16 protein-coding genes and 1 tRNA gene are annotated in these 17,111 nt (G+C 44.5%); 10 read left to right on the forward strand and 7 right to left on the reverse strand.

Annotated features, from left to right (window positions below; translation table 11 throughout):
* Nucleotides 1–250: 250 nt before the first annotated feature.
* The 6 genes from H6F44_RS15905 to H6F44_RS15930 are packed head-to-tail and all read left to right on the forward strand — an operon-like array spanning nt 251 to nt 5,141.
* The gene (locus tag H6F44_RS15905) at nt 251–2,368 is read left to right on the forward strand and encodes a class I SAM-dependent DNA methyltransferase (RefSeq protein ID WP_190352013.1); all 2,118 of its coding nucleotides are present in this window, start codon (nt 251–253) and stop codon (nt 2,366–2,368) included.
* A 27-nt stretch (nt 2,369–2,395) separates the two neighbouring features.
* Nucleotides 2,396–2,638 carry a hypothetical protein gene (locus tag H6F44_RS15910; RefSeq protein ID WP_190352014.1) on the forward strand — a complete coding sequence of 81 codons (243 nt, stop codon included), beginning with the start codon at nt 2,396–2,398 and terminating at the stop codon, nt 2,636–2,638.
* A 54-nt stretch (nt 2,639–2,692) separates the two neighbouring features.
* A complete protein-coding gene (locus H6F44_RS15915) occupies nt 2,693–3,130 on the forward strand; it encodes a DUF29 domain-containing protein (protein ID WP_190352015.1) in 438 nt (145 codons plus the stop codon).
* 15 nt (nt 3,131–3,145) lie between these two features.
* Entirely contained in the window at nt 3,146–3,610 is a 465-nt protein-coding gene (locus tag H6F44_RS15920) for a DUF29 domain-containing protein (RefSeq protein WP_242016609.1), read from the forward strand.
* Entirely contained in the window at nt 3,607–4,830 is a 1,224-nt protein-coding gene (locus H6F44_RS15925) for a restriction endonuclease subunit S (protein WP_190352016.1), read from the forward strand. Before H6F44_RS15920 ends, H6F44_RS15925 begins: the two co-directional genes overlap by 4 nt.
* Complete coding sequence (locus H6F44_RS15930; RefSeq protein ID WP_190352017.1) at nt 4,827–5,141, forward strand: AlbA family DNA-binding domain-containing protein; 315 nt, start codon at nt 4,827–4,829, stop codon at nt 5,139–5,141. Before H6F44_RS15925 ends, H6F44_RS15930 begins: the two co-directional genes overlap by 4 nt.
* 224 nt (nt 5,142–5,365) lie before the next feature.
* Here H6F44_RS15930 and H6F44_RS15935 read toward each other — a convergent pair whose 3' ends face one another.
* Nucleotides 5,366–5,962 carry a Uma2 family endonuclease gene (locus H6F44_RS15935; RefSeq protein WP_190352018.1) on the reverse strand — a complete coding sequence of 199 codons (597 nt, stop codon included), beginning with the start codon at nt 5,960–5,962 and terminating at the stop codon, nt 5,366–5,368.
* 79 nt (nt 5,963–6,041) lie between these two features.
* On the opposite strand from H6F44_RS15935, the gene H6F44_RS15940 reads away from it, so the two are divergent.
* Nucleotides 6,042–9,242, forward strand: coding sequence for a type I restriction endonuclease subunit R (locus H6F44_RS15940; RefSeq protein WP_190352019.1), 3,201 nt, complete (start codon nt 6,042–6,044; stop codon nt 9,240–9,242).
* 4 nt (nt 9,243–9,246) lie between these two features.
* Here H6F44_RS15940 and H6F44_RS15945 read toward each other — a convergent pair whose 3' ends face one another.
* The 3 genes from H6F44_RS15945 to H6F44_RS15955 form a co-directional block, all read right to left on the reverse strand.
* Nucleotides 9,247–9,510 (reverse strand): hypothetical protein, encoded by a 264-nt coding sequence (locus H6F44_RS15945; protein WP_190352020.1) that lies wholly within the window; start codon nt 9,508–9,510, stop codon nt 9,247–9,249.
* Nucleotides 9,511–9,606: 96 nt separating this feature from the next.
* Nucleotides 9,607–9,969 carry a hypothetical protein gene (locus tag H6F44_RS15950; protein ID WP_190352021.1) on the reverse strand — a complete coding sequence of 121 codons (363 nt, stop codon included), beginning with the start codon at nt 9,967–9,969 and terminating at the stop codon, nt 9,607–9,609.
* Nucleotides 9,970–10,142: 173 nt separating this feature from the next.
* Nucleotides 10,143–10,214, reverse strand: a tRNA-Ile gene (locus tag H6F44_RS15955).
* A 212-nt stretch (nt 10,215–10,426) separates the two neighbouring features.
* Here H6F44_RS15955 and H6F44_RS15960 point away from each other — a divergent pair.
* Complete coding sequence (locus H6F44_RS15960; RefSeq protein ID WP_190352022.1) at nt 10,427–11,170, forward strand: hypothetical protein; 744 nt, start codon at nt 10,427–10,429, stop codon at nt 11,168–11,170.
* Here the strand turns inward: H6F44_RS15960 and H6F44_RS15965 are convergent.
* The 3 genes from H6F44_RS15965 to map form a co-directional block, all read right to left on the reverse strand.
* On the reverse strand, nt 11,167–12,327 hold the full coding sequence (locus H6F44_RS15965; protein WP_190352023.1) for a LysM peptidoglycan-binding domain-containing protein: 1,161 nt from the start codon (nt 12,325–12,327) through the stop codon (nt 11,167–11,169). The two genes, H6F44_RS15960 and H6F44_RS15965, sit on opposite strands and share 4 nt — an antisense overlap.
* A 17-nt stretch (nt 12,328–12,344) precedes the next feature.
* Nucleotides 12,345–13,031 (reverse strand): SDR family oxidoreductase, encoded by a 687-nt coding sequence (locus H6F44_RS15970; protein WP_190352024.1) that lies wholly within the window; start codon nt 13,029–13,031, stop codon nt 12,345–12,347.
* 67 nt (nt 13,032–13,098) lie between these two features.
* Nucleotides 13,099–13,947: a type I methionyl aminopeptidase gene (gene map, locus H6F44_RS15975; protein WP_190352025.1), complete on the reverse strand. Its 849-nt coding sequence runs from the start codon at nt 13,945–13,947 to the stop codon at nt 13,099–13,101.
* A 183-nt stretch (nt 13,948–14,130) separates the two neighbouring features.
* Between map and H6F44_RS15980 the strand changes: the two genes are divergently transcribed.
* Complete coding sequence (locus H6F44_RS15980) at nt 14,131–15,570, forward strand: type IV pilus twitching motility protein PilT (RefSeq protein WP_190352026.1); 1,440 nt, start codon at nt 14,131–14,133, stop codon at nt 15,568–15,570.
* A gap of 83 nt (nt 15,571–15,653) precedes the next feature.
* Complete coding sequence (locus H6F44_RS15985; protein WP_190352027.1) at nt 15,654–17,075, forward strand: histidine kinase dimerization/phospho-acceptor domain-containing protein; 1,422 nt, start codon at nt 15,654–15,656, stop codon at nt 17,073–17,075.
* Nucleotides 17,076–17,111: the final 36 nt, after the last annotated feature.

Genomic DNA, 17,111 nt, shown 5'->3' on the forward strand with positions numbered 1-17,111 from the left:
CAGGATTGACAGAAATTTCTGTTGTGCCTTGGTTGCTACTTTCGGTAATATGTCATTAATGCTATTCATTTGGTGCTTTGATTCATTACTTGCACCTTATCCGATGAATAGCTTTTTTGTTCCCCTTTTTTTATGTCCGAAGTATTGATAATCAAAGTCCTAATTATTTCTCGATTATGGATCGAATGGGTTGAGTGATGGTTATGCTAGAGCCTAGTCAAGTTAATGTCGGTAAGTTATAGGGTCAAATATGGGGCAACTCGAACATATTGAGGCAATTGAAAAGCGCCTGTGGGGTGCTGCTGACACGTTGCGGTCTAACTCCAACTATGCCAGTAATGAGTATTTCATGCCTGTAATGGGGTTGATCTTCTTGCGTCATGCCTATAGTCGTTATTTGGCAGTTAAGGATGAGATTATTGCTAACTTGCCGAAACGGGGTGGTAAGGTGCGCGAACTCAAGAAAGAAGATTTTTCACAAAGGAGTGCGATCTTTTTAAGACCAGAGGCACAGTTTGATTATTTGGTAGCCCTTGGGGACGATCGCGATCGCGCTAAGGCAGTCATTGAGGCGATGGAGTCAATTGAGACGGACTACACCACGCTAAAGGGGGAACTACCAAAGCAAGAATATCAAGAACTGGATAATGAGGTTTTAGGGCAGTTGCTGAGAGCGCTGAATCCAGAGGAGTTAAAACAGGTTAAGGGGGATGTCTTTGGGCGAATTTATGAATATTTTTTGACGCAGTTTGCGGATCTAAAAGCCCATGATAATGGTGAATTTTTTACACCTGTGTCGTTGGTTTCGTTGATTGCCAATGTCTTAGAACCCGATCGCGGTATTTTGCTCGACCCTGCCTGTGGTTCTGGCGGAATGTTTGTACAGAGCGCTCATTTTGTGGAGGATCGACAGGGCAACCCACACTCATTGACCTTTAAGGGTTTGGAGAAAAATCCCACCACGATTCGGCTTGCCAAGATGAATTTGGCGGTGCATGGGTTGGAGGGGGATATGCAAAAGGCAATTACTTACTATGAAGATCCCCATGAGTTGTTGGGTAAGGCTGATTTTGTGATGGCGAATCCACCTTTTAATGTGGATGAGGTGGATGAGGAGAAGGTCAAGAATGATCCGCGTTTGTTGTTTGGTTTGCCGAGCGTCAACAAAAATAAGAAGATTTCTAATGGTAATTATCTTTGGATTACCTATTTTTATAGCTATTTGACCGATCGCGGCAGAGCAGGATTTGTCATGTCGTCACAGGCTTCGAGTGCGGGTGGGACGGAGGCAAAGGTACGCGAGAAGCTGATCGGGACGGGTGATGTGGAAATGATGGTAGCGATTCGCTCGAATTTTTTCTATACGCGCACTGTGCCTTGTGAGTTGTGGTTTTTTAATCGGGCAAAGTTGCCGCAACATAAAGATCATGTATTGATGTTGGATGCGCGGAATATCTACCGCAAAGTGACGCGCAAAATCTATGATTTTAGTCCTGAGCAGTTGCAAAATCTGTTGGCGATCGTGTGGCTATATCGGGGACAGGAGGACAAGTTTCTAAATCTGGTGCGGGATTATCTCGATCGCACTTTAAGCGCTGTCAATGATTGTTTTGAGTCGGTTGATGGTTATACGAAGGCGATCGCTTTATTTCGAGACAAGATGACTCTTTTTGTAAATGGAATTTCGCAAACGCTCAAGGGTGAAGCTTCACCGATGCCAGAGTTTGAGGAGAGTTTGACGACTTTAATCAAGGATGTGGAGGTATTTAAGACCCTCACCCCTAGCCCCTCTCCCATTGAGGGAGAGGGGAACAAGACCCTCACCGATGGCGGCACTTCTCCCGCAGGAGAGGGGAACAATCTTAATGATGCGGTGATTCGTCTTGCTCCTCTTGCGGAAACTAGCCGTGATTTGGTGAAGCAAGCGGATCTTGTTTATAAGTTGGGCTGTCGGGTGATGGACTGGTGCGAGAAAGAACAGTCGGCGAAGGATAGCGATCGCTGGTCGAGTCGAGATGTCACGAAGGAACGCAAGGCGGCGGATTTGGCGCGACAGGATGCGGTGGAGCAGTTAAAGCTGGTGCGCTATTTTCATAAACAGGCGGTGTGGCTGACGGAGCGTTTTCCTGATGGCAAGTATCGGGATGTACAGGGTTTGGTGAAGCTGGTCGATCGCGCTGAGTTGGGGTTGAATGATTGGAGTTTGACTCCTGGGCGTTATGTGGGTGTGGCTCCTGAGGAGGTGGATGAGGATTTTGATTTTGAGGAGACTTTGCGGGATATTCACATTGAGCTTGAGGGTTTGAATGCTGAGGCAATGGATCTGGCGGCGGCGATCGCGCAGAATTTTAAGGAGTTAGGCATTTAGAATATAAATAATACTAGAGGTGACATTATGAAAACTATTTCGATCGCGGTTGAGCCAGAGATTCAGGTTGCTTTTGAGCAAGCTAATGATGAGGATCGGCAAGCTTTAGGGGCTTTGGTTAGCTCGTTTTTTAAAAAAAGATGGGCGAGTAGGAATCTGACAAAATGGCAAGAAACTGTTAAAAGTTCTTCTGGTGCTTGGTCTGATTTTCCTGATCTAGACGAGATAAGAGCTAATTTAGGGCAAGATGTGCCACGAGAACCTATCTAATGTTTTGAATGATACAAAAATTATTCTATAAACAATTAGCAAATAGAGAAACTAATGACGACAAAACTTTATGATTTAGATTTTTATGCTTGGACTTTGGAGCAGTCTCGGTTGTTGCAGTCTGGCGAATTGAAAGGTTTAGATATTGAGAATTTGGTTGAGGAGATTGAGTCTTTGGGTAAGCAGGAAAGGCGAGAGCTAGAAAATCGGCTAGGGGTTTTGATTGGACATTTATTGAAGTGGGCTTATCAACCAGAAAAGCGTACTAAGAGTTGGCGGGCAACAATTCGAGAGCAACGTAAGGAGGTATTAAAACTGTTAAAACAAAATCCTAGTTTGAAGTCGTATTTGCCAGAGGCGATCGCTTCGGCGCATGAGTCAGGTTTGGCGTTAGTTGTGCGTGAGACGACCCTAGACTATGAGGATTTACCTGTGGAATGTCCTTTTTCGCTTGAGCAAATTTTCGATCTAACTTTTCCTGAAGGTGTTTAGTGAGTGGTTGCGAGTATGGCTAAAGTTATGACGACAAAACTTTATGATACAGATTTTTATGCTTGGACTTTGGAGCAGTCTAGGCTGTTGCGGTCTGGCGAATTGAAAGGTTTGGATATTGAGAATTTGGTGGAGGAGATTGAGTCTTTGGGTAGGCAGGAAAGGCGCGAGTTAGAAAATCGGCTGGGTGTTTTGATTGGGCATTTGTTGAAGTGGGTTTATCAGCCAGAAAAGCGTAGTAAGAGTTGGCAGGTAACGATTCGGGTGCAACGTCAACAAATCCAACGACTCATTAACCAAAATCCTAGCTTGAAGTCTTACCTATTAGAGGCTGTTTCTATTGGTTATGAGTTAGGTTTGGAATTGTTTTTTAGGGAGACTCAACTTTTAGATGTGGATCTGCCTGATGTTTGCCCGTTTACTGTTGAGCAGGTTTTTGATGCTGCTTTTCCTGAAAATTTTATCTCTAAATACCAATGAAGAACTGGATTACAAAGAAACTAGGTGATTGCTCAATAAAGTTTGTTGATGGAGATCGATCTTCTAGATATCCAAAAAGAGATGAATTTGTAGCAAGTGGAATTCCTTTCCTAAATGCTGAGTCTATTAATTCGGGTTATGTGAATTTAGATAAGGCTAATTTTATAGCTGAAAATAAATTTTCTGAAATTAAAAAAGGTCGATTAGAACAAAATGATCTTATCCTCACTACTCGCGGTAATGGAGTTGGCAAAGTAGCTTACTTCCTAAATGACAAAGTTGAGACTGGACTGATTAACGCTCAACTTTTAATTGTTCGTACTTTTGGTGATCTTAATGCTAAATATCTGTATTACTACTTTTCATCTTGCTTTTTTCAAGGCAATATTAAAAATTTTGTTTCAGGAGCAGCACAACCTCAAATACCAATTTCAAGCCTTAAAAGTATAGAAATTTCTTATCCTCTTCCGAAAGCACAACAAAAGATAGCTGATATTCTCTCTAATTATGATGACCTTATCGAAAATAATCGGCGGCGTATTCAGTTGCTTGAGCGATCGCTACATCTGCTCTATAAGGAATGGTTTGTCCATCTCCGTTTCCCCAGTCACGAACACAGCAAAATTGTAGACGGTATCCCTGAAGGATGGAGAAAATGTCAGATATCCGAACTAGGAAATATAGTTACAGGTAAGACTCCTAGCAAAAAAGACTCTGACAACTTTAACGGATCAATTCCTTTTGTCAAAACTCCTGATCTGCACAATCAGATTTTTGTGATTAAAACTGAAGAATCTTTATCAGAAAGAGGATTAAAAACTCAAAGCAGCAAATTAATTCCTAGAGGTTCTATCATGATTTCTTGTATAGGTACAGTGGGAATAGTCTCTATAGCTTCCTATCCATGTCAAACTAATCAACAAATTAATTCTGTAGTTTGTAGCGACAATCAATATTCTTATTTCACTTTCTTTGCTCTTTCAAGATTAAAACCATTACTCGAAGCTATGGGTGGTGGAGCAACTATGCCAAATGTTAATAAAACAAAGTTCTCTTCGATTCAAATCCTATTGCCACCGAGATCTCTTATTTTATCTTTTCAAGAATCTGTGGAAGCAAGTTTTGCTCAAATTGAAAAATTATCTATAATGAGCGAAAAACTTAAACAAGCCCGTGATCTTCTACTTCCTAAACTGATGAGTGGAGCGATCAGCGTATGAACCCATCGTCATATTCAACAGAAACCCAATTTTTAGAGAAGAAATCCCTAAAAGTTGTCACAGGCAAAAATGCAGACTGGGGCGAACTCGCAAAAGACTGTGTTTGCTTAGCCAATGCCAAAGGCGGCATCATTGCGATCGGCATTGAAGACGACAGCGCCGAACCACCCGCTGATCAAAAAATATCCGTCAATCTATCGATTAAAATCATTAGCCTATCGAACAAGGCGATCAATAGACTGCTCGATAGGCAAGAATTGTTTTTAAGCAAAACCCTTATGCAGTATGCTTTCACGAAATTTGCTGCATAAAAATCTATCGATCATCATGGATAAATTGCGATCGATAGAAATTTTGACAATCGAGAAGTGTTTTGAGCTAAAACCTTTATTTGACAATGGTTTAGGTGTTATTACTATGCAAAAGTCTATCGATCACAACCAATTAAACTTGATCGATATCGCTTGATATTGATCGATAACTTTTAAGCCACTTCCCCAGCGTCAAACGCGAACAAGCGATCGCCGCGATCGCCTTAAACAGCAAAAATCTCTTGCGGCGTTAACTGCAACTCAGGAAACATTGGCGAAACAAGGCGATCGCCATTACTAAACTCAGTCACATCATACCAACCATCCGAAAGCACCAACACCGACACCTTCGCCTCAATCGGATCAACAATCCAATACTCAGGAATATCCCTCGCCGCATACTCCGTCCGCTTAGCGCGATAGTCCGTGATTTTTGTCGAAGGACTCACCACCTCAACCACCAACAAAGGCGGCGACAACTCAAACCCGATTACCGCCTCCCGATCTTGTAAAGACTGCCACTCATCCCGCAACATCACCACCACATCAGGAATACGTGCCGTATCTAACCCAATTCCACGCGGACAACGTACCCCAACAATCCCCTGTAAAGCAATCCAAGGCAAATCTAAGCGATTAATTTCAGTATCAAGATTGCGCTCCAATGATCGGGTAATTCCGCCATGTTTGCCAGTAGCCAATGACATTGGGACAAGTTCTCCATCAACTAATTCATATTTTGTATCCGAATCATCGAAATAAGCGAGATAATCAGCAAAAGTGACCCTAGTTTTAGCAGGTTTTGCGATCGCAATAGTCATCAGCCTCTCCTCGAAATTGCTAAGATTTTAGTAAAGAATTTCAGAGCTAGATATATTTTAGCCTAACTGTCAAATCGCCATGACCAAATACAACGAAGACACCCTCGTACAGCAAACCACCGCAGAATATCTGCGAGACGAGCTTGGCTGGGATGTCGTCTATGCTTATAACAACGAAACCTTTGGCAAAAATGGCACACTTGGCAGAGAAAGCGATCGCGAAGTCATCCTCACCCGTTACCTAGCCACCAAACTCACAGAATTTAACCCTAATCTCCCCGAAACTGCCTACCAAGATGCAATTAGGCAAATAGTCGAAACCAGCACCGCCCAAACCCTGCTCGCCACCAATCGCGACAAATACAATCTCCTCAAAGATGGTGTACAGGTTACTTTTACCAATGCCAAAGGCGATCGCGAAAAACGCCGCCTCAAAATCTTTGACTTTGATCGCCCTATTAGCAATCATTTTTTAGCCGTCCGCGAACTCTGGATCAAAGGAGATCTCTATCATCGCCGCGCCGATCTTGTCGGTTTTGTAAATGGCATCCCCCTGCTATTTATGGAACTCAAAAACATCAATAAGGACATTCGCGCCGCTTACGAAGAAAATTTTTCTGACTACAAAGACACAATCCCACACCTATTTCACCACAACGCTTTCATCGTTTTAGGCAATGGCATCAATGCACGCATCGGTTCTCTATCCAGTCGCTTTGAGCATTTTCACGAATGGAAACGCCTAGAAGAAGAAGACAAAGGCGTTGTCGATATGGAAACTCTCCTCAAAGGGATCTGCAACAAAACCAACTTTCTCGACCTCTTCGAGAACTTCATCCTTTTTGATGACTCCTCTGGTAAAACCATCAAAATTGTTGCCCAAAACCATCAATACCTCGGTGTCAACAAAGCCATTCAATCAGTACGCGATCGCCAAGCCAGACAAGGCAAACTTGGCGTATTCTGGCATACTCAAGGCTCAGGCAAAAGCTACTCAATGGTATTCTTCACCCGCAAGATTCATCGCAAATTAGGCGCAAACTTTACCTTTGTCATCTGTAGCGATCGCGATGATCTCGACTCGCAAATCTACAAAACCTTCGCAGGATGCGGCGTAGTCAACAACGACAAAGATCCCTGTCGGGCAAGCAGTGGCGACCATCTCCAACAATTGCTAAGCCTTCAAAAAAGCCATGTGTTCACACTAATTCAAAAGTTTAATCAACAAGTCGATCAAGCCTATTCCCTTAGAGACGACATCATCGTAATTTCCGATGAAGCCCACCGCACCCAATATGGTTTGCTCTCTCGAAATATGCGCGATGCTTTACCAAATGCAAGCTATATCGGATTTACAGGTACACCCCTTTTATCTGATGATCAGATTACCCGTCGCGTATTTGGTGAATATATCTCCACCTATGACTTCCAACGCGCCGTTGATGACCGATCCACTGTTCCCCTTTACTACGACTCACGCGGCGAAAAGCTCGGCATTGAAACCACAGATCTAAATGAACGCATTGCCAAAAAAATTGAAGAATTAGAAATAGATAACATTGATATTGAGCAACGCCTCCAAAAAGAACTCAAACGTGATTATCACATCATCACCGCCGAAAAACGCCTAGACCAGATCGCCCGTGATTTTGTGATTCACTATTCGACAGCATGGGAATCTGGCAAAGCCATGTTCATCTGCATCGACAAAATCACCTGTATCCGAATGCACCAACTAATTGATAAATACTGGCAGCAGCATATTCACCACTTAGAAAAGAATCTTAAATTTGCACCTACCGATCAAGATGAAATCGAGCAGAGGCGGCAGATTGCATGGATGAAAGAAACTCAGAGCGCTGTCATCGTCAGCGAAGAACAAGGCGAAATGGAAAAGTTCCGTAAATGGGGTTTGGACATTCTGCCCTACCGCAAATTAATCAAAGATGGGTTTGCGTTAGCCGATGGTCAAAGCCTTGATGTGGAATCCGCCTTTAAAAAGCCCGATCATCCATTCCGTATCGCCATTGTCTGTGCCATGTGGCTCACAGGTTTTGATGTCCCTAGCCTCTCGATCCTCTATCTCGACAAACCCTTAAAAGCCCATACCCTCATGCAAGCGATCGCGAGGGCAAATCGTGTCTACGAAGGCAAAACCAACGGCTTAATTGTGGACTATTGCGGCATCCTCAAAAACCTTCGGGCTGCTCTAAAAGACTATGCACAGGGGCAAGCGGAACAGGATAATCATGAAAATATCGATCCCACCAAACCAGAATCAGAACTATTAGAAAATCTCGTTGCCGCCATTGATGCGGTGCGAATCTTCTTAGGCGATCGCCAAGCCTCCCTATCTGACATCGTTGAAAGTAAAGATTTTGCCCGTAATGCCGCGATCGCCGCCGCCAAAGAAGCCGCCAATCAAAGCGATCGCACCCGTAAACAGATGGAAATCCTCTGTCGCGATGTATTCAACAAATTTCAAGCCTGTATCAATAACCCCGAAGTAAGTCAATATCGCAATTCCTACAACGCCATCAAGCTGCTCTACAAACTGCTGCAAAAAGACCGCGACCAAGCCGACATCAGCGACATTTTGCGACAACTCCAAGCGATCGTCAACGAATCGATTACAGTCCAAGCCAATCGAGTTGGCGAACCCTCTCAAATCTATGACATTAGCCAAATTGATTTCGATCGCCTCCGTGCTGAATTTGGGCATAGCTCCACCAAAAACACCACAGTCCAAAATCTCAAGCAATCCATTGAAAACCGCCTTAATCGCTTACTAACTCAAAATCCCCTGCGTACCGACTTGCAAAAGCATTACGAAGAAATCGTTGCCGAATATAACAGTGAAAAAGATCGCGTGGCGATCGAGGTCACGTTTGCCGCCTTACTAGATTTTACGCAAACCCTTAATGCCGAACAAACCCGTGCCATGCGTGAAGGTCTAGACGAAGAATCCTTAGCGATCTATGATTTGCTCCTCAAGCCCGATCTCAGTCCTAACGAAATTAAGCGCATTAAGCAAATCTCCGTTGAATTGCTAGCAACCCTCAAAGCTCAAGATCTCCAAGTCGATCGCTGGTGCGACAAAGAATCAACCCGCGATCATGTCAAAAATAAGATTCACGACTTTCTCTACAGTGATGATTCAGGATTGCCCGTAGACACCTACACCGAGGATGATGTCGAAGACAAGGCGATCGCTGTATTCCGCCATGTATTCCGAGCCTATCCCAAGCTCCCATCACCAATATATGCCTATGCAGCTTAGAGAACTAAAGGCGATCGCCTTTCCCCTTTTTACTTTCAGAAAGCGTAGGTTTTATATTTTGCGTTTTGAGATGTAAGTATTTGAGAACTTCTTGTTGTGCAGCTAATATCGCACTCTTGCGGAAAATATCAGATAGGTCTTCCAAATTTGGGAGAGTGCCATGAGCAGAGGCAGTAACTGCAATAGCGATCGCTGATTTGATTGCAACTTCGTAAGCAAAGCGTTTGGCAAAGGCGATACAAAGAGATTTCTTTGTGTAAGTATCCATATATTTTTTGTATATATAGGGTTAGATACTTACTATTGAGTAGAAATCTCTGGTAATCCATAAGACAGAACAAAAATGGCTAATGTAACAAATTCGTTACAATTTTGTGCCAAACCCTTTAGGAATTTTTTTGCGTTTTCCTGTAATAAATATTTCACCACTTGGCATGAGATATCTAGACTGAATACTAGGATTTTTCTCTACTAGACTATTAAAACTAGACAACTTTCTGAGATAAGGCTCCCAGTAGTCCATCCTAAAACGCTTATTTTGCTCAGCCAGACGATAAGCCCATGTGTTAATTAAATGATGAAAATCATGTTTAAAATCAAACTCTGCGGCTGGACTTTCTCTAAATTTGACTTTCTTTGGTTTAATACTAGGATCTTTTCTTTGATGCGCTAATGTCTCATTTGAAAGTGAATATTTTGAGTTTGATCTTACTATCTGATAGCCCAAGCGTTAAGCATTTCTGCTTGTCCTCAAATAGCTGTCTTGGCAATCTCAGCCTCAGCCGTCCTTGAAACACCTCAACAAATCATGGTCAAAACTAGGCTAAATGTGTCCAAAAATGTCTAACCTTGTAAGTGTTTACACGGCGTAAGTTAGTCGTAGTGTCTTGTATTGCCTAATCCAAGGTGTCGGAATCGAACCGACATATCAACGATTATGAGTCGTTTGCTTTACCAGTCAGCCAACCTTGGCAATCTATTTAATTATAGACGTAAGTATTATATGCTATCAAGTAAGCTCCCTATATACCAAGTTAAAAAATCGCATAGTCGTTTCTTAACTTAAAAAACCTTACTGGGTTTGATTTTTAATTTATAAAGGCGTTTTAACTCTCGTTCTGACTCTTTTATAAATTGGTATCACAAGGATGCCGTAGGCAAATTATCAGCTAAACAAGTTTGTGATGGCAACACCTCAGTCCCAAAAGCCAGAGAATCGTATCCGTAAGAAAAAAAAGCCCTCCAAAAGATTTCGAGTAACCTACAGCCTAGGGCTGTTGCTGGTGATGCTCCTAGTGGGGGGGATATCGGCGCTATTAGCCTATAATTTTGGCAAACAGGCTCTGGAGGGGGTAAATCCTGCACCTGCGGGAATTAAGCTGCCAAAGGTTAATCCTAACGTCAAGGATAAGCCAGAAGCAAAGCCAACACCGCCTAAGCAATCTGATGCTAAGGGTTTTCTGTTTTTAGATGAATCGCAGGTCATCGCTGAGTTTAAGACGCGATCGCAGCAAGAATTAGGCAATGTTCGTAGACCAGCTTTTGTTGCCAATGCCAACGCCGATCGCCGCGCCAATGCCAAAACCTACGTTAAGGTAGATCGAGCCTTTGCTAGGGTGCGTGATCCTTTAGCGATTTCGGCTAGTGCCGATGAACGTATTGCCGAGCGCATTGCGGAGTTACGGCAAAGGGTATATATCAGCAGCCGCAATTATGACAATGGCGGGTCATTTGGTAATAGCGATCGCCTAGCATCATCCCCTGTAATGATGCAATCTGTAACCATTGATAAACCAATGGTTTCTCGCCCGTCGGCTCAGCCATTTTTGCCTCAAGATTCTCAGCAAGAGCAGTTTAAGCCTCAAAAAGCGATTGTGGAAATGATGCCGTCAGATCTTGATAGTTCGCGTACCGAAGAGCGGCGTTAAACTAAACGTGCTTGACGGTTAGAGCGAAAAGAAAACCTTTGCGCTGATAGGCGACCGCTATTGAGGGACTGGCGGATTTGCTCAGCGCGATCGCGGGATTTGGTCATGGCACTTGCGCCGCCGTAGGTTTCACGGAGTTGTAAATAATTTTGAATAATCACTGCCTCTTGATTAGCGGCACTTTGGGCAACTTGGGCGGGAGTTTGCCCTGATCGGGCGATCGCATCTGCCACACAGCCAAAGACATGGCTAGGGCGATTGACATGATGATCTAGCAATAAGGCAACTGCAAATTCAGAATTCAGCAGTTGCGAGAGCGTATAGCCCTGCAAGGTTTGGGTTGGGGTGAAGTAAAAACGATCTAACCGTGAGACTGCGTGGAGAATCTGTACGGACTGCACCAGCGCATCCATACCTGCGATCATAAACCTTAAAGCCCATATAGGTTGACGCATAATGTTTTTATCCACATCGCTCACCAATCTTGTGCCGTTGAGCGATAGCCAACCTGTCACCCCATCAAGGGAAACCACATCCACCCCAAACTGCCCAAAATAATATTGAAATTCTGAGGGATAGAGCCTTTTAATCTTAGTTAATAGTGCAGGTAATTCTCCTTGCTGACCCGCCGAACCCAAGGTCCATTGAAAGATGCCAAAACTTAAGTACTGACTATCCCAAGTATTAATGGCATCAAGGCTACCCTCATTAGCAGAAGTAACTTGAATAACATTGATTTCCGAAGTACTGAGTTGCACCTGTTGCAATAAACTTGCGCCATAGCCAATGAAATCGCGCAATTTAAAAATGCCAAGGCGATAGAGTCCATTACCCCTAGTTTGGGCAAAGGGTTCTTGCTGACCTGTATTTAAAAGCTTGGCAATTACTTCGCTGCCAACGGTCGTAAAGGAGATCGCCGTCTTGGTGGGGGGATATATGCCCTGCAAGGTATTTCGTACCATAACCACCTCAGGGGCGGCGGCTGGTTGACGCGGGGCGTTGGCGGTTGGGATCAATAGTCTCTGCCCAACTCGTAAACTATTGGGATTGGTAATGTTATTTGCTTGGGCGATCGCCTGCCAATTACCACTTGCGCCCAAAAAGCGCCGTGCGATCGCTGACAGGGTATCTCCCGACTGCACAATATATTCCTGCATAGCCCGATTTGAACCTCCTATTTCAGTGCAACCACTTCAAACTCTACTGGTTTGAAGAGCATCTGTGGATCGATCGCCGAAAAAACTTTACGATTGGCATTGGGCGAAGTCAGGCAATCACATACCAACCTTGCCACATCTGCCCGATGAATGATCCCCGATACCGTTGGATTTTCGGTAAGGACAGCATTGCTAGTCGCAGGCTCTGATTTGAGCCCACCAGGACGCACGATTGTATAGTCTAGACCACTGGCGATCAGGTGCTGTTCTGCTTTTTCTTTTTCTTTCAGAATTGCGCCCAAGGTTTGTAATACTTGCGGCGCAAGGGCGACCACACTATTTCCCGCCCCAATGGAGGAAACGAGGATAAACCGTTGCACCCCAAACTTGACCGCCATATCAATTAAGTTTTTGTTACCTTCACAATCGGCACGCTCACCGCGATCGCTTGGCACACCGCCCATAGTCGAGATCATTGCATGGATGGGATCAGCGCTAGATTGCGCGATCGCCCTTTCCAGTTGCTCCCGATCTAGTGCATCACCCATTACCACTGTCGCCCCTAATGCCTCTAGCTCCACAGTATAGGTGGGGTTACGCAATAGCACTGTTAATTTAAAATTAGGTGGCTCATTTGCTAGCAGGATTTTGGCGATTTCACGCCCCACGCCGCGACTAGCACCCGCGAGAAATATATGTTGCATATCTATGACATATTTTGATTAAAAGTCAGCCAAAGTAAGTGTTGCTTCGCAACACTTACTTTACGTTCTAAATTTTGTGGCGATCGGTAAAAATCTCATAGCCTGTCTCAGTCACCAACACCGTATGCTCAAACTGTGCCGATAGCTGATTATCCACCGTTACCGCCGTCCACTTGTCAGCCAAAATCCGCACCCGCTTCGAGCCAGCATTAACAATAGGCTCGATCGCGAGGGTCATACCTGGACGAAAGCGCACATTTGGCAACTGATGGGTGCGGAAATTAAATACCGAAGGCTCTTCATGGAGGTTACGCCCCACCCCATGCCCCGTAAAATCTTCGACAATCACAAAGCCATTTGCCTTCACATGATCTTCGATCGCTCCAGCTAGATCGAGCATACAGTTCCCTGGTTTCACCTGCTCAATCCCCTTGTACAAAGCCTCTTCCGCAACTCGCATCAACTTAGCGGCTTTCTCGCTCACATTACCCACAGCCACCGTAATGCAGGAGTCGCCATGAAAACCATTTTTAAACGCGCCTGTGTCAACCTTTACCAAGTCCCCTAATTTAATAACCTTCCTAGCATTAGGAATTCCATGTACAACTTCGTGATTGATACTTGAGCAGATACTAGCAGGGAATCCGCAATAGCCTTTAAAGCTAGGAACCGCCCCCATCTCCCGAATCCGCTTCTCAGCATGACGATCAAGATCCATCGTGGTCATGCCTGGGGCAATCATTTCGCCTATTTCCTTGAGTACCGTTGCCACAATGCGAGAAGATTCTCTCATATAGTCAAGCTCCCTTTGGGACTTGATCTCAATGCCTTTGGTTTGTTTGGGGGTGGCAAATGGCTTGGTATTTTTTTGGCTTTCGGCGATCGGCTTTGAGCGCAGGGCGCTAAGAATATTCATTAATTATTTTGAAGATAATATTTACAACAGCTAATATATTTTTAGCCTATGAGGTAGCAAGATTGGTTACTTTAATCGTGAATTATAGAATTTGCGATCAAAACTGCGATAGAGTTGCCAATAATAGCCTCCTAACGCCCATATCGATAGATTGACTTTCCCATATATTCAAGAGGTTCTACTATGACGCAATCAGGGATGCCTCCCGTGCCGCCACCTCCCTCTGGCGGCGGCGTGCCGCCACAACAGCCACGTCCAAATCCCACCGCGCCACCTCCAAGCCAGCAGCGCGTTCCTCCTAATCCTGCTCAAGCGCAACAACCTCGCAGTGCTGCCCCTAACCCTGCCCAAATGCAGCAAGCACAACTACAGCAGGCGCAACTGCAAGCACAACAGGCACGCGCTGCCGCCGCTGCTCGTCAAGCACAAATGGCAATACCCACAGATACTCAGGTGACGAGTGTGCCGCCACCACCCAATCCCCGCCCACCCATTCGTCCAGGTCCACCACCAAATTTACCAGGGCTAGGTGTGCCAGCAATTTTGCAGCGATCGACTGGACAACCAACCCTAGCCCAAATTGTCAAGGATGCCCATGAGCAGGGCTGCTCCGATATTCATGCTGGCGTAAATGAACCAGTGCGCTTTCGTAGTCGGGGGCTGATGGTCACACAGGAACAATATCCTGTACCTGACAAGCCAACTTTTGACACATGGCTCACCGAAATTATGGATGATAAGCAAATTCAGCAGTTTCGGGACACCATGGAGTTTGACGGGGCAACCCAATATGAATTTGCCCGTTGTCGGATTAATATTTTTGACTCATTGCGGGGTCCTGCAATGGTATTACGGTTGATCCCGTTGAAGATTCTAACGATTGATCAATTGAATTTGCCAGAGGTATTTCGTGAGCTTTGCTACACCCATAAGGGGCTGATCCTAGTCACGGGACCGACAGGTTCGGGTAAGTCAACTACCCTCGCGGCAATGGTGGACTTCATTAATACGGAAATGCAGAAGCATTTAATCTCCATTGAAGATCCCATTGAATTTGTGCATCAAAGCAAAAAAGCACTAATCAAACAAAGAGAGGTGGGTATCCACACGCTCAAGTTTGATAATGCCTTGAAGGCGGCGCTGCGGGAAGATCCTGATATTATCCTAATTGGGGAAATGCGGGACAAAGAAACGGTGAATACGGCTCTGAAGGCTGCTCAAACAGGACACTTAGTGTTTGGAACCTTGCACACTAATAGCGCTGTCAAAACGATTGAACGGATTTTGAATCTCTATGAACCTGAGCAACAGGGACCCATGCGGATTCAGGTGGCGGAGTCTTTGGTGGGAGTTATTGCCCAGTCTTTGGTGCGGACTACCGATGGGAAACGTGCTGCCGTCCATGAGATCATGATCAATACGGATGCGGTGCGCGACTATATTAAGCGCGGTGAGGTTGATGAGATTGAGGCGATCATTCCGAAATGTACCTATGAGGGCATGGTTAACATGAACCAATCGCTCTACAAGCTCTACGAGGATGGTCGGATCACGGAGGAGACTGCGGTTGAGAATTCGCCCAAGCCCAACGAAATGGCGCAAATGTTGCGAGGTCGGATGTGATCGTATAGACGAGGGGCTTCAGCCCCTTGTTGGTTGCTTATCAGTGTAATTGCTGTATGATTGTCCAAATTCGCTAATTACCTATGTCTGTACAAGAGGCATCCTCAGTCGCATCTACAAGACGATGGCTTAATCTTTTATTCTCCGTGCAAGTACTGGGAATATTGGGTTTGATTGGTGTTTCACTACATTCTAGCGATCGCCCTGAAGAGAGCTTAGTTATTATTTTGTTTGGACTAGCGGTTTTTGTGATTACCCTAGTTACTTTTTTAAAAATTCAAAGTGCGATTCGTTCTCTTCTATATAGGTTAGTCAGCGATCGCAAACAGGCAGCGATAAGTCTTAAGGCTAGTAAAGATAACTTGGAAAAAGCTTATCTTGCACAGAATACTATTCTGAGATCCATACCTGATGTGGTGCTAGTTCGGAATATTGATGGGCAATGTCTTAAGATCGCCGAAACTCAAGCCTTTAATCTGAAGGGATCTCGTGAAGATGTTTTGAGCAAACCAATTCATGAGGAGTTGCCTGCTAGTGTCGCAGATTTAATCTTAACAACGATCGCCAAAGCTATGGAGACGCGGCAGATTGTGAATTGTGATTATATTTTAGAAATTGGTGGGCGGGAGGCGTGGTTTTCATCTAATATTTCTCCATTAGATGACCGTACAGTTATCCAGATATCACGGGATATTACAGAGCGCAAACAATCAGAACTAGCTTTAGAGAGAGCTAAGGAAGATGCGGAGGCGGCAACTAAAGCCAAAAGCGAGTTTCTAGCCAATATGAGCCATGAGATCCGTACACCGATGAATGGAATTCTTGGTATGGCGCAGTTGTTAGCGACTACAAATCTTACGGAAGAACAACAGGATTTTGTGCAGACTATTTTAGATAGCGGTGATATGCTTTTGGCGATTATCAATGATATTTTAGACTTCTCCAAAATTGATGCGGGATCGCTGGAGCTAGAAAAAAATGAGTTTGTTTTTGCCGATGTGATTGGTTCTAGTTGCAAGTTGTTGAATGTACAGGCACAGAATAAAGGAATAGAACTGAGGTATAGCTGCGATAAAAACATTCCATCCCATTTGGTGGGTGACAGTACCCGCTTACGGCAGATAATATTTAACTTGTTGAGCAATGCGATTAAGTTCACCCAAAAAGGCTGGGTACAAATGGATGTGATGGGAAAGGAACTGCCCGATGGCGATCGCTATCAGTTACATTTTGTGATTGCGGATACGGGTATTGGTATTCAAGGCGATCGCTTGGCTTATCTATTTCAATCCTTTAGTCAAGCAGACAATTCCATCAGTCGGCGCTATGGTGGCACTGGTTTGGGACTAGCGATTAGTAAGCGCTTGGTGGAGCTAATGGATGGCAATATTTGGGTGGAGAGTTTTGGCAATGTTGGCGGGTTCCCCCCTGAGCATTGGCAACCTACGTCAAAGACTGAGGGGGCAACCTTTTATTTTGAGGTTGTGGTTTATCAAAATAGCTAAAAGCTAATAGCTATTAGCTTTTAGCTTTTAGCTATT

Source organism: Pseudanabaena cinerea FACHB-1277 (assembly GCF_014696345.1).
In the GTDB taxonomy this organism is placed as follows: domain Bacteria; phylum Cyanobacteriota; class Cyanobacteriia; order Pseudanabaenales; family Pseudanabaenaceae; genus Pseudanabaena; species Pseudanabaena cinerea.

Bases quoted from the DNA above. Each gene is read 5' to 3' on its own strand.
- H6F44_RS15970 (WP_190352024.1), bottom strand. From the start codon at position 13,031: ATGCAACATATATTTCTCGCGGGTGCTAGTCGCGGCGTGGGGCGTGAA.
- H6F44_RS15985 (WP_190352027.1), top strand. From the start codon at position 15,654: ATGTCTGTACAAGAGGCATCCTCAGTCGCATCTACAAGACGATGGCTT.
- H6F44_RS15965 (WP_190352023.1), bottom strand. From the start codon at position 12,327: ATGCAGGAATATATTGTGCAGTCGGGAGATACCCTGTCAGCGATCGCA.
- H6F44_RS15980 (WP_190352026.1), top strand. From the start codon at position 14,131: ATGACGCAATCAGGGATGCCTCCCGTGCCGCCACCTCCCTCTGGCGGC.
- H6F44_RS15920 (WP_242016609.1), top strand. From the start codon at position 3,146: ATGGCTAAAGTTATGACGACAAAACTTTATGATACAGATTTTTATGCT.
- map (WP_190352025.1), bottom strand. From the start codon at position 13,947: ATGAATATTCTTAGCGCCCTGCGCTCAAAGCCGATCGCCGAAAGCCAA.
- H6F44_RS15930 (WP_190352017.1), top strand. From the start codon at position 4,827: ATGAACCCATCGTCATATTCAACAGAAACCCAATTTTTAGAGAAGAAA.
- H6F44_RS15940 (WP_190352019.1), top strand. From the start codon at position 6,042: ATGACCAAATACAACGAAGACACCCTCGTACAGCAAACCACCGCAGAA.
- H6F44_RS15905 (WP_190352013.1), top strand. From the start codon at position 251: ATGGGGCAACTCGAACATATTGAGGCAATTGAAAAGCGCCTGTGGGGT.
- H6F44_RS15915 (WP_190352015.1), top strand. From the start codon at position 2,693: ATGACGACAAAACTTTATGATTTAGATTTTTATGCTTGGACTTTGGAG.
- H6F44_RS15935 (WP_190352018.1), bottom strand. From the start codon at position 5,962: ATGACTATTGCGATCGCAAAACCTGCTAAAACTAGGGTCACTTTTGCT.
- H6F44_RS15945 (WP_190352020.1), bottom strand. From the start codon at position 9,510: ATGGATACTTACACAAAGAAATCTCTTTGTATCGCCTTTGCCAAACGC.
- H6F44_RS15910 (WP_190352014.1), top strand. From the start codon at position 2,396: ATGAAAACTATTTCGATCGCGGTTGAGCCAGAGATTCAGGTTGCTTTT.
- H6F44_RS15925 (WP_190352016.1), top strand. From the start codon at position 3,607: ATGAAGAACTGGATTACAAAGAAACTAGGTGATTGCTCAATAAAGTTT.
- H6F44_RS15960 (WP_190352022.1), top strand. From the start codon at position 10,427: ATGGCAACACCTCAGTCCCAAAAGCCAGAGAATCGTATCCGTAAGAAA.